This window comes from Paenibacillus monticola (genome assembly GCF_009664975.1).
Classification (GTDB): Bacteria; Bacillota; Bacilli; order Paenibacillales; family Paenibacillaceae; genus Paenibacillus_AQ; species Paenibacillus_AQ monticola.
The window spans coordinates 169,799-182,095 of the sequence record NZ_WJXB01000003.1 but is presented as its reverse complement, the minus strand read 5'-3'; the positions used below and the strand labels follow the sequence as shown (position 1 = coordinate 182,095).

The 12,297-nt window shown below is 49.1% G+C and carries 8 protein-coding genes; all 8 read left to right on the top strand.

Going from position 1 to position 12,297, the window contains the following annotated elements; translation table 11 throughout:
• Nucleotides 1-130: 130 nt before the first annotated feature.
• The 8 genes from GJB61_RS09910 to GJB61_RS09875 all read left to right on the top strand — a co-directional run bounded on the left by GJB61_RS09910 (nucleotide 131) and on the right by GJB61_RS09875 (nucleotide 12,110).
• The gene (locus GJB61_RS09910; protein WP_154118355.1) at nucleotides 131-1,573 is read left to right on the top strand and encodes an N-acetylmuramoyl-L-alanine amidase family protein; all 1,443 of its coding nucleotides are present in this window, start codon (nucleotides 131-133) and stop codon (nucleotides 1,571-1,573) included.
• Nucleotides 1,574-1,679: 106 nt separating this feature from the next.
• Nucleotides 1,680-2,339, top strand: coding sequence for a GerMN domain-containing protein (locus GJB61_RS09905; RefSeq protein WP_229521589.1), 660 nt, complete (start codon nucleotides 1,680-1,682; stop codon nucleotides 2,337-2,339).
• Between the two features lie 113 nt (nucleotides 2,340-2,452).
• The gene (locus GJB61_RS09900) at nucleotides 2,453-5,176 is read left to right on the top strand and encodes an S-layer homology domain-containing protein (protein WP_154118354.1); all 2,724 of its coding nucleotides are present in this window, start codon (nucleotides 2,453-2,455) and stop codon (nucleotides 5,174-5,176) included.
• Between the two features lie 210 nt (nucleotides 5,177-5,386).
• Nucleotides 5,387-6,067 (top strand): endonuclease III, encoded by a 681-nt coding sequence (nth, locus tag GJB61_RS09895; protein WP_154118353.1) that lies wholly within the window; start codon nucleotides 5,387-5,389, stop codon nucleotides 6,065-6,067.
• A gap of 25 nt (nucleotides 6,068-6,092) precedes the next feature.
• A complete protein-coding gene (locus tag GJB61_RS09890) occupies nucleotides 6,093-6,359 on the top strand; it encodes an NAD/NADP transhydrogenase alpha subunit (protein WP_154118352.1) in 267 nt (88 codons plus the stop codon).
• Nucleotides 6,360-6,590: 231 nt separating this feature from the next.
• Nucleotides 6,591-10,274: a dynamin family protein gene (locus GJB61_RS09885; RefSeq protein WP_229521588.1), complete on the top strand. Its 3,684-nt coding sequence runs from the start codon at nucleotides 6,591-6,593 to the stop codon at nucleotides 10,272-10,274.
• A gap of 191 nt (nucleotides 10,275-10,465) precedes the next feature.
• Nucleotides 10,466-11,656 carry a formate-dependent phosphoribosylglycinamide formyltransferase gene (gene purT / locus GJB61_RS09880; protein WP_154118350.1) on the top strand — a complete coding sequence of 397 codons (1,191 nt, stop codon included), beginning with the start codon at nucleotides 10,466-10,468 and terminating at the stop codon, nucleotides 11,654-11,656.
• Nucleotides 11,646-12,110, top strand: a complete 465-nt coding sequence (locus GJB61_RS09875) for a GNAT family N-acetyltransferase (protein ID WP_229521587.1) — start codon at nucleotides 11,646-11,648, stop codon at nucleotides 12,108-12,110. Before purT ends, GJB61_RS09875 begins: the two co-directional genes overlap by 11 nt.
• Nucleotides 12,111-12,297: the final 187 nt, after the last annotated feature.

Genomic DNA, 12,297 nt, shown 5'->3' with positions numbered 1-12,297 from the left:
ATTATAGGATGGAATATATTCGCAACTTTTGAAGTTTGCACGCGTCTATAATAGTTGTCGAAGGTTGCCGGTGGTTAGATCAACATGAACGCTGTACTCAGGCGGAATACTAGATTCCTAGAGGTGAAGAATGAAGAAATTTGGCTTTATACTGATGTTGCTGCTCTTTGTATTGGCGTTGCCACAGAATGGACATGCTGCTGCCGCAAACAGTAAGATTATTTTAGACGGCAAAGAGCTTACTGCAGTCCAGAACGTCCCGGTTGAGAACGTGAATAACAGTATTATGGTACCCCTAAGAATGATTGTTGAGAACCTTGGCTATCAGGTGCAATGGGATCAGCAGAATAAGACGATTACGATTGAACAGCAGGGAAGGATTGTCAAACTGGCTGTAGACCAAACCGCAGCTTCAGTAGATGACAAGACAATTATCCTTCCTACAGCTCCTGTGTTGCGTAACGATACGACACTTGTGCCGATCAGGTTCATAGGCGAACAATTTGGTCTCACCGTCACTTGGGATAACACAAACAAGATTGTAAATCTTATTACCCCAGAAACGCCGAGTGATAACAATGATACAGGCGGAGGTACTGTTGACAGTGGAACGGGTGTTGTCGTTCCTCCTGCTGATACTACTGCAAATCTGACGCTGGTTAACGGTGTGAGCTTTAGCGAGAATCGGCTGACCATTGCTATGGAAGGTAATTCAGTTCCTAAAGTCTCCAAGATAACGGGTCCTGACCGAATTATAGTAGATATACCTAATGCCACCTTTTCTGATCTATTCGGTACAGGTCAACTCCTTGACCCTAATCTGAATGGTAGTCTGGTCGTGACAGATTATCCGGATGTATCCGCCGTACGGTACTCGCTATACAGCACAAATCCTTATACGGTTCGTTTTGTAATTGACTTGAACAATGCTAAGAACTATAGCGTTAACATTTCGGGTGATTCTTCAAAGTTGGCTGTAATTGATCTGAATGCAGCTGGCACTGACGATACGACTACCCAGCCTGGCAACAGTGGTAGAAAGCTGGTAGTGCTAGATGCCGGACATGGAGCTAAAGATTCAGGCGCAGTAGGCGTAACTGGCAAGTATGAGAAGAACTTTAATTTGGCCGTTGTACTTAAGGCTGCCGCACTACTCAAGAATGAAAGCAATATTGATGTTGTGTTGACACGCAGTGACGATACGTTCTTGGAACTGAAGGAGCGAGTAGCTATCGCCAATAACTTGAAGGCTGACCTATTCATTTCTGTGCATGCTAACAGTGGGGGTTCCTCTGTAGCCAGCGGTACTGAAACCTATTATCAGCGGGCCGCCAGTAAGGCATTAGCCAATGTGATGCACAAATATCTAGTTCAGGCAACGGGCCTAAGTGATCGCGGTGTACGATACGGGAATTTCCACGTCATTCGTGAAACGAAAATGCCAGCTGTTCTACTTGAAGTAGGTTACTTGAGCAACAAAGGCGATGAGAAATCTCTCTTTACGGATGCTTTCCAAAATAAGGTTGCTGCATCTATCGTTAGTGGTGTTAAAGAATATCTCGGGTTAAAATAACAGCCAAGTGGCAGATTAGCGCCGCAAAGCCAGCATATGCCTATTGCAAAAGGGCAGAATGGCTTTGCGGCACGGGTCTGCCCGTATTCATCTAGAGGAGGCGTTAATGATGATCAACAAAAAATTGAGTCATGCAGGTATAGCTGCATTGCTTCTGCTGGTGATAGCTGGTTGCGGGGAAAAACCTGCTGCGGCTCCGTCTAATGAAGCAGGACAAAATTCTTCCACTGTAGTCAGTGGCGCAGGGGAGAATACAGGAAATACAGAGGGTACCAATGGAGACGAAGGTCAGAATTCAGCCAGCACTGCACAGCCAACAGCCAGCGCAACTCCTGCTTCCACGGAGCCCGCGGCGCCTGAGAAGCAGAGTCAGAGCATAGCGGTTTATTTTACAGACTCACAGCTTATGGATCTGGTGCCTGCCAAGGCAACTATAAGCTTTGCTGATGATGTAGAGAAATATACAGAGGCATTTAAAGCGCTGCAAGCGAGCGATAATACAGAGCTAGTCTCGCTCTGGAGCAAGATTGAATTGAAATCCCTGAAGTATGAGAACGGGCAAGTTCTGATGGATATTCATAAACCTGAGGAAGCTCAACTAGGTGCCGGTGGTGAAGCTTTTGCGATCAGTGCTTTAACGCAAACTTTTTTTCAATTTTCCGAAGTGAAGAGTGTTGAAATGCTAGTAGATGGTGAGCAAGTGGAGAGCTTGATGGGACATGTAGATCTGGAGCATCCCATGACTCGAGAAAATAGTGGTTTGTAAGTGTAAAGGCAGGAATAAAGAGATTGGCTGACGAACATAAATGCATACTTCATTATAAGGGTCTTAGAGAGGGGAACAACCTATTGTCCGCACAAAAGAGGTCTAGCCGTCCCATGAAAGCTTATTCTACTAAAGCGATATCTGCAGTTTTGGCTGGTGCAATGGTTATGGGCGGTGCAAGTTCTGCATTTGCAGATGCTGCTACAGTAGCTGCTTCAACTCCAGCCACAGTAACGACTCAGACAAATACGGCTGCGACAGGTATATTTAGCGATGTGAAAACAGGGTTTTGGGCCGAAAAACATATTTACAAGCTGGCATCCCAAGGTATCGTAGTCGGGAATAATGGTTTATTCCGTCCAGGAGATTCAGTTACCCAGCAGGAAGCTGTGCTTATGGCATTGCGTTTTATGAAGCTGCAGGGCAATGTGGATAATAATACTGCGGTGGCACTTCCAACGGGCTTTGAGGTATCGAATTATTACAAGGCTTATGTCGTACTCGCGTTCCAGCAGGGCTTGCTAGATAAGACTACGGAGATGGCTACAGACAATTTGAAGACTGCTTGGGGTGAACGCAAGGCAACCCGTGAATGGATTGCTGAAGTGTTAATCCGTGCTCTTGGCAAAACTTCAGATGCAGCAGCGGTAGCAAGTGAGCCAACCGGCTTTGCCGATGATTCCAAAGTGTCTGCCAGCAAACGTGGATACATAAACACGGCTGTTGATCTAGGACTGGCCAATGGTCTGGACGGTAACCGTTTTGATCCGCAGGGTGTAGTGACACGTGCGCAACTGGCCACCTTCTTCAGCCGGGCCGAGGGGCACAACACGCTTGAATATGACAATACCGTTAAAGGCAGTATCAGCGAAATAAAAGACGGTAAGCTCACTGTTTATAACAACGGGGTCTCTTCCCCTTTTAATTTAAGTGCAAGCACTGCATATTTTAACAGCACTTCAGAGACCCGAATCAGTCTGAATGATGTTCAGCCTTACACCAAGGTTACCGTTATTGGAGCTACCTATAATGCAGCCTATGTCGAGGTGACCGATCCAACACCACAGGTTGATAGCGTTTCTGGTAGTTTTGCAAAGCTGTCGTCGGGTAATAAAATATGGCTTGAGTCTACGGATACCTTTAATGAATACTATTATGATGCTGCGACTACCTTTGTAGATGTGAATGGTGACAAGATTGAGCCAGCTTCGATTGCTGCCGGAAGTGTAGTCACATTACAGCGCGAAACCTATAGTGGCTCCCATAAAGTTGTCAATGTTCAAGTAACATCGGGCATCGTCAACAAAACAAACACAGGTATTATCCAAAGTATTGATCTTACCGCGAAAAGTATTACATTTAAGAATGCAGCGGGTACCGCTGAAACCTTCAAATGGGAGGAAGGTACCACTCTGTTCAGCTCTCAAAGTTCCGTGCTGCTTCCAGCTGAGTTGAAGGTTAATTCTGCTGTGAAGTATACGATCAAGGATAACTTGATCCGCTCTGTAGAAGTAACTCAAGGGGTAGAACGTACCGTCCTGGGCAGCATTAACGAGTTGACAAGCAGCACTATTGTCTATAAAAAGGCTGATGGCACGAAAGAGGTTAAACTGCTTGGGGCAACGCCAACGATCATAATACCTAATATTACCAGTCCTGTAGCTGGCGATCTGATCGCTGATGCAGTTGGCGGTGATAATGTGCAGCTTACACTGAATAGCAGTGATCAGGTTACAAAGATTGAAGTGCTCAGTCGGCAAATCGATCAGTTTAGTGGTGCAGCTATCGTTGATTACAATACCAAAACACAGCTTTTGACGATCATGGACAGCAGCAATAAGCCGCATGTGTTTCAACTAGATGAAAAAACAAAGCTGTACTATGAAGGCGTACTGCCCACTCTATCCACTATTGGAGGCAGGCTTACGGAGAACCGCAAGGTCAATGTTAGAGCGATTGGACAGCGGGCTTTATCCTTGGAGATTGTCGCAAAGTATGAAGGTACAGTGACTGCTGTTAATGCCACAAGCAGAACCATAGTATTAAAGCTTAGTGATGGACAAAGTGTAACCCTGCCTTATCCACAGCTTGTCGATCTGTTTGGCAAAACAAGCGCAACGATCAGTGATGTGCCTATTGGCAGCGCCGTGACGGCTGTTTTGTCAGCCAGTCAGGAAATTGTTACAGTATTGAAGGTGAAGACGGTAATGCAGCTTGAAACTGCAACCGTTAATGCAGGAACAAACCGGGTGAGTGTTAAATTGACCGCCGGAACTAGTGAGATTAATACCCTGGCTATTCCGTTGACCAATGAGGCGGGGCAGACCATAAAGCTTAGCGACTTAAAAGCTGGAGATTTCGTTAATGTAACCTTTGATGGAAGTTCTCCGCTCTCTATACAATCCGTTAAGCTAACCTCGGGTCAGGTAACAGCTCTCGATGCTGTCGCCGGTACGCTTACCTTGAAGGACTATACAGCTGCGGTGCAAACCTTTGCTGTAAGTGGAGGGGTTAGAATTATCCGCGATGCGACAACTACCACTGCACTCAGCAATCTTACAACAGCTGACCGGGTAGAGCTGCGCAAAGATGCTAATGGAACGACCATTATCCGTGTATTGCCCCAACTTAGCCGTACATTCTCCCGTTATGATAGTACAACTAACGGAGTTGTGACTAAGCGTATCAGTACAAACGATAATAATATCTTCCGTCTGGCTGCTAATGTATATATTCATCAAGCTGACACGACATTATCCGTGCAATCTCTTAAAGAAAATGATAATATTACAGTATATTTCAATAATGATGTTGTGGTTGAAATAGTGAAACAATAATTGCGAGTGGTGGATTTCCGTGTGAATCACCGTCTTGACGCAGGGGCTTTGCTTGCGTCAGGACGTTTTTTTTGAAATATAGACCAGTAATGAGTTTGCTTGAAATATATGAAAGTATGCGTTATAATACGTACTTTGCTATATTTCCTTACCTCAGAGAGGCTGCCCTAGAGGGCACGCTGAGGGTAAATACTCTGTGGAGGGGACATAATGAAGGTTGCAGAGGTCCGCCACATTCTGGATACAATTGGAGACTTGTTCCCTGATGCACATTGTGAATTGAACCACAGCAACGCCTTCGAGCTAACGATAGCGGTGTTGTTATCAGCTCAATGTACGGACGTAATGGTGAACAAAGTGACCGAGGTTCTGTTCCAAAAGTATAAAGCCCCCCTTGACTACATTTCAGTACCGCTCGAAGAACTGGAGGGGGATATCCGGCGTATCGGCTTATATCGCAATAAAGCCAAACATATTCAAAGCCTATGCTCTATACTCATAGAGCAGTACGGTGGCGAAGTGCCACAAGCTCATGATTTACTTGTGACACTGCCCGGTGTCGGTCGTAAGACTGCAAATGTTGTAGTTTCTAATGCTTTTGGTGTTCCTGCTATTGCTGTAGACACACATGTGGAGCGGGTTGCGAAACGGCTTGCCCTGGCTGGCTGGAAAGACTCTGTTCTGGAAGTGGAGAAGAAGTTGATGAAGGCGGTGCCACGTGAGGAATGGACGCTCACGCACCATCGGCTCATCTTTTTCGGACGTTACCACTGTAAATCACAGACTCCGAAATGTCAGGTTTGCCCACTCCTTGATGTGTGTCGTGAAGGAAAGAAACGTATGAAAACGGCTGTGATCAGGAAAGATAAAGAGCATATGCCAAGAAATTAGAGATGAAGAAGAGGATGGGATAGAGATGAAATGCATTTCTGTATATACCAACAATTTTGAAGTGTTTTCCGATATTTTTGAACGTGTAGTGGATAGTCCCCTTGAAGAGAACGAAGAGCAAGAAGTAGAAGGGATTACAATCAGCCATTCCGGTGACGTTCCTGAGCATTACTTGGAGCGTATGTCCGTGAAGCCTGAAGTTGTTGTTATGAGAGATAAATCCCGTGGTCTGACTATTCTACAGCATGGTAAAGTATTTGAAATTCTGCTACCTGTATTGGAAACTGCTTAAGTATTAGTATCGAACCACATCAATGGAGTCAGCCCAGGGGCTGGCTTTTTTTTTTTTTTTTTGTATGGAAAAACGTAGAAATTTGTGGGGGACTAGAGCTCATTTCGTAGGAGGTTATAGGTTATTTTGTAAGTAGTGCACATTTGATTTGTGGCAATCTGGTGATAAAATGGAATTATTCTATTGTTGATGGAATCTGGACTATAAATGGCACAGTTAGGCGGGAAGTTAATGGGAGCGGAACAGACTAGAGCCCAAAAGGTGACTGTAAGTGAAACGGCACTACTGTTGTCCCGGCTAAGAGGATTAATGGAGCAGTGGGGCGATGGGGAAACAGGTCGTATTTATGCAGATTTACAGAATAAAGAGCGTGCAAATGAATTAACCCTAGCTTTTTGCGGGCATTTCTCGGCCGGGAAATCCAGTATGATCAATCTGCTCTGCGGCAGCGCTGTGCTGCCCTCCGGGCCCGTGCCAACGAGTGCAAACATTGTATCTATTCGCAGTGGAGCTCCTCGTATACTCATTCATCCCAGAAAAGAGGTCCAGAAGATAGAGCAGGCTCCATGGGAGACAACAGCAGATAAATTGCAAGAATATTGCCGTAACGGCGGAGAATATTCTTCTATAGAAGTTTGGGGTGAGATTCCATTGCTGGCTAACCATGGGGTTCTTATGGATACTCCAGGTGTAGATTCTACAGATGATGGACATCAAAGTGCAACCCACTCCGCGCTGCACTTGGCCGATGTTGTGTTCTATGTGATGGATTACAATCATGTGCAGTCAGAGAACAATTTGGCTTTTGCCAAAAATCTCAGTGACTGGGGCAAACCGTTGTATCTCATTGTTAACCAAATTGACAAGCATCGGGAACAGGAGATTTCCATTGAGGAATATCAACGGCAATTAGAAAGCGCTTTCGGTCAATGGGGCATTCATTGTGCGGGTATTCTGTTCACTTCGCTTAAGGTTAAGGAACATCCACTTAATGATTGGGACGTTCTGCTAGGACTTTTCACGGATCTATTGGGTCACCGGGATGAATTGCTTCAATACAGTCTTTTACGTTCTATACAGCATACGGCAGATTCTTCATTGGCGAACTTCCGCGAGGAGCAGCAAGAGGAGCGTGAAGCTTTACTGGAAGAATTGGCTGGTGCTGAGGAGGAGACGGTGGAAACTGGACTTGCTTCTCTGGAAAACGAGCGCGAGCTGATCGAAGGTCTTCTTCAGCAATCGCTTGTGAATCTGCGGAGTGCTTTAGATGCGCTGCTGGGCAATGTTACGCTTATGCCTGCGGATGTTAGGGAGGCAGCGAAGAATTATGTCGAAAGTGTCAGCCCAGGGTTCCGGCTAGGTCTACTGTTTACTGCCGCACGGCGGGAGAAGGAACAGCACAAACGTCTGGGTGCTTGGTTTGAATTGCTGACACGGGAGATTTCCGCCCGCTTGGAGTGGCACATGATTCTGCTGATTCGTGAATGGGCGGAGAATCTGGGTCTCTGGAATGAAGAGGCCGAGCTGACTCTGAAAGAAGGGCTCCCGGCGGTGAGCCAGGAATGGCTGGCGGCTGCAGTGAAGCCGGGAACCGGGACAACAGGCGAGGCGTTGCTTAATTTCTGCCGCAGCCTTGCGGAGGAAATTAAGCGCCAGTACCGCCGCGCCGCACTAGGGCTAGCCGATAAGCTGCTGGCGAAGCTGCCCGCGCTCTTGGACGAGCGCCTCGCGGAGCTGTCGCACCGCGAGCAGGCGCTGCGCGCCCAAGCGCGCGCCCTCGCCGCGCTTGGCACGCTTGACCGCGCGGCTGCCGCCCGCGCGCACGAGCTCGCGGCGCTGCTGCCGCCGCGCCGGCCCCTCACCCCCGGCATTCTGCCGGAGGTGAGGGCAACCCCGCGTGCGAGCGCGCCCAGCGCCGCACCGCGTGAAGCCCAGCCGCTGCGCGCAGCTGGGCGAGACCCCGCCGCCGCAAGCTGGGCGGCGGGCACGGAACAGCCGGCGGGCGGGCGCCGCCGGCTCTCCGTAGCCGCCGCGACGCTGAGCGCGGCGAGTGAACTGCTGCGCAGCGAGCCGGCCATGGCCTCGGCGGTGCGCAGCTTGGCGGCGCGGGCGGCGGATCTCGCCGGCGGCCGCTTTACCCTGGCGCTGTTCGGAGCCTTCAGCGCCGGCAAGTCCTCCTTCGCCAACGCTTTGCTCGGCGAAGCCGTGCTGCCCGTGTCTCCCCACCCCGCCACGGCAGCAGTTAATCGCATACTGGCGCCGGAGGGAGACTTCCGCGATAAGAGTGCAGTGGTGAAGATGAAGACCGCGGAGGAATTCTGGGATGACATTACTCACTCCTTTGGCGTGCTTCAGCTAGGTCAGCCGCAGCGGGAATCATGGACTCACGTCGCAGCAGATTTACAAGCAGGTGGAGTTCATCCCTCGGGTTTGCCGCATGCCGGATTTCTGCGGGCCGCGGCGGTAGGCTGGGAGGAAGCCGAGCCGCTCCTCGGAACCGTGCGGACGGTAGAACTGGATGAATATCGCAAGCTTGTCGCGGAGGAGACTCGGGCCTGCTACGTGCAGAGTATAGATTTATATTACAGTTGTCCCTTAACAGAAAGCGGTATTGTGCTTGTGGATACCCCTGGCGCAGATTCCTTGCATGCACGCCATACGGGTGTGACCTTTGGATATATGAAGGATGCGGATGCGATTTGTTTTGTAACTTACTACAATCATGCCTTCTCGAAGGCGGATCGGAGCCTGCTGGCTCAGCTGGGTCGGATCAAAGACAGCTTCGCGCTGGATAAAATGTTCTTTATCATCAATGCCTCCGATCTGGCATCTGGGGAAGCAGAGCTGGAAGAAGTCAGGGAGCATGTCGCCCAGAATTTACGGGCTGGAGGACTGCGTTCTCCGCAGATTTATGCACTGTCCAGCTTGCAGGCATTAGACGGGAAAGTTGATAATAACCGCAGTAGCTATGAAACCTCAGGTTTTCATGTCTTTGAGCAAGCGCTGTGGAGCTTTGCGGGCGAAGAGCTGCCACAGCTGTCCCTTAAGGCAGCTGTGGAGAGTATCGCTACTGTCCGTCGTAGGGCAGAAGAATGGCAGGAATTAGCGACACAAGAGGCAAGTCAGCTTGAAGCTGGAGTGCGGAGGCTGCAGGAGCGCCGTCGCCTGGCGGAGCAGCGATTGTCTGCTCTACAGGTGGAGGAGCGGCCACTCCGTGATCTGCATCGGGAAGGTGGGGAACTGCTGTATCATGTCAGACAGCGCCTCAGCTTTTCCTTCGGCGGCAATTTCCAGGAGTCCTTCCATCCATCCTTGCTGCGTGAGGATGCCGGAAGCTTGAAAGAAATCTTCACCGCCTGCGGCCGAGAGCTGTGGCGTACAACTCAGCGTGAGCTGGAACAGGAGCTGTGGGCCACAACACTGCGGCTCGAAGCTACCGGACGCCGGCTTGTCCATGAAGCTGCCGCCACCGCTGCCGCAGAACTATCTTTCTCAGCACCGGAACTTCAGTTCATGGAGAACGACACCGAGTCTTGGCCCTCACCGATAGTGCTGGAATGTAAGCTACAGCCAGTAGACTGGTTGGCGATATGGGGATATTTCAAATCACCGCGGCATTTCTTTGAAGGTACTGGTCGGGATAAATTCAAAACCACAGTTGAACCTTTGCTGAGAGAAGCCATTGCCCTGGCTGCAGTTGCTCAGGAGAATACATTACTGGGACATTATGCAGAAGCTGTAACCAGAGCTCTGACGACAGCCGCTGCTAAGCTGCGTGAGGGTTTGGCAGAGCAGGAGGAGGCCTTGTCTGGACTCCGGAAAGGGGGTGATTCTGCAGCGCATTGGGGCCGATTAGCACATCAATTACGCCTCTATGAGGAATCTTTCGACGATATGGTGGACACAAGACTGTGAATATTGTAGGAAAATGTCGAAGAATGCTTGCATTCTGGCTGATGATGAATGAAAATGAAGATGTCTGAAAATTTACAAAGAAACTGCAATGTTTTCGAAACAGTAGTGATTTTTCTTTTCTTTTACGGAAGAATCGTCTACTCTAAGGGAACTTTTCAGTCAAATTTGCGAAAAAGAGGTTGATATCGACAATGTGGGGAGCTCCTTTTTCAGCTCAAAGCCGTAAGCTGCTGCTGCTGGGCAGTGGGGAACTGGGTAAGGAAGTCATTATTGAAGCTCAACGCCTTGGCGTAGAGACCGTAGCGGTGGACCGTTACGATAACGCACCGGCGATGGGTGTAGCCCATCGATCTCATTGTATTGATATGTTGGATGCAGAGGCGCTGAAAGCACTAATTCGTGCCGAGAAGCCGGATATTATCGTACCGGAGATTGAGGCCATTGCTACTCAAGCTCTCCAGGAACTGGAGGAAGAAGGTTTCTTCGTTGTCCCAACCGCTCGTGCGGCCCGGCTGACGATGGACCGGGAAGGTATCCGCCGGCTTGCTGCCGAAGAGCTTGGACTGCCGACAGCGGCTTACCGCTTCGCGGATAGTCTGGACGAATTGCGCCAAGCTGTGGACGAGCTGGGTACACCTTGTGTAATTAAGCCAATTATGAGCTCCTCCGGTAAAGGTCAAAGTATTTGCCGGAAACCGGAGGATGCCGAGGACTGCTGGAACACTGCACTTGAAGGAGCACGAGCCAAAGGAACACGTGTCATTGTGGAGGCGTTCGTCACCTTTGAGAGTGAGATTACTCTGCTGACAGTGCGTTCCGTATCTGGAACCATCTTTTGCCCGCCAATCGGACATATTCAAAAAGACGGCGATTATGTGGAATCCTGGCAGCCGCATCCGATGGATGCCGCCTTGCTGGCTGAAGCACAGTTGATGGCCAAAGCAGTAACCGATCAGCTCGGTGGCCGCGGTATTTTTGGAGTGGAGCTGTTTCTTACGGCTAATGGCGTATTGTTCAGTGAAGTCTCTCCAAGACCGCATGATACCGGCATGGTGACAATGGTGACACAAGATTTGTCGGAATTTGCCCTGCATGTCAGAGCGATTCTGGGGTTCCCGCTAGATTCAGTACAATTGCTGACACCAGGCGCTTCAGCTACGCTGAAGGCAGAAGGTGAAGGACGAGCCTTTGTTGTATCCGGACTTGGTGAGGCGTTGGCACTTCCACGTACTCAAGTTCGAGTGTTTGGTAAACCAGAAGTTCGCCCTGGACGGCGGATGGCAGTAACCTTAAGTACAGCGGAAGATGTGGAAATCGCGCGGACGATAGCCAAGCAGGCAGCGTCTATGCTAACAGTGGAGGTATATGAGGATGAACAGTAGTATTGAAGCACCAGTACTGCAAATTCGCAAATGCGGCATGAATGATCTGGAGAGAGTAACAAAGCTTCTACGGGAATTCGGCTATCCAACAACGCTTAGCGTGATGAAAGAGAGAATGGAAGGCATGGAGAACGACCCTTTCCATTGCACACTTGTTGCTGAATTAAATAACGAAGTTGTGGGAATGATCGGACTTAGACAGGTAAAGTCATATTACAAACAGCAGGATTGTATTACAGAGATTACCGCTCTCATTGTATCAGAGGAGCTAAGAGGCAAAGGACTAGGTAAGAGACTTGTGGCCTCGGCCGAAGAATGGGCTCGCCAGCAAGGCTGCTGCCAGCTCTTCTTGAGAAGCGGCAACCGTGTAGAGCGCGCACCAGCGCATGCTTTTTACCGTCATATCGGATTCGAAAAGACAGCCGGCTATCGCTTTAACAAAGCATTGCTGTAGCACTTATACGTGACCGATCATCCCCATCCCGGCATAGGCGGGATGGTTTTTTTTGTAATATAAGAATTTATTTGATTCACGCGATAACTTATCCTTATATTTCTCGAAGTAACAAGTACCGTCCATAAAAGGACGGCGAAGCCGTTGCTTCTTGCCGAAATCTGCTCATTTTTACGATAACTTAACT

What these genes read in the sequence shown, in the direction of transcription:
- GJB61_RS09910 (WP_154118355.1), top strand. Translation starts at nt 131, where the DNA reads ATGAAGAAATTTGGCTTTATACTGATGTTGCTGCTCTTTGTATTGGCG.
- GJB61_RS09905 (WP_229521589.1), top strand. Translation starts at nt 1,680, where the DNA reads ATGATGATCAACAAAAAATTGAGTCATGCAGGTATAGCTGCATTGCTT.
- GJB61_RS09900 (WP_154118354.1), top strand. Translation starts at nt 2,453, where the DNA reads ATGAAAGCTTATTCTACTAAAGCGATATCTGCAGTTTTGGCTGGTGCA.
- nth (WP_154118353.1), top strand. Translation starts at nt 5,387, where the DNA reads ATGAAGGTTGCAGAGGTCCGCCACATTCTGGATACAATTGGAGACTTG.
- GJB61_RS09890 (WP_154118352.1), top strand. Translation starts at nt 6,093, where the DNA reads ATGAAATGCATTTCTGTATATACCAACAATTTTGAAGTGTTTTCCGAT.
- GJB61_RS09885 (WP_229521588.1), top strand. Translation starts at nt 6,591, where the DNA reads ATGGGAGCGGAACAGACTAGAGCCCAAAAGGTGACTGTAAGTGAAACG.
- purT (WP_154118350.1), top strand. Translation starts at nt 10,466, where the DNA reads ATGTGGGGAGCTCCTTTTTCAGCTCAAAGCCGTAAGCTGCTGCTGCTG.
- GJB61_RS09875 (WP_229521587.1), top strand. Translation starts at nt 11,646, where the DNA reads ATGAACAGTAGTATTGAAGCACCAGTACTGCAAATTCGCAAATGCGGC.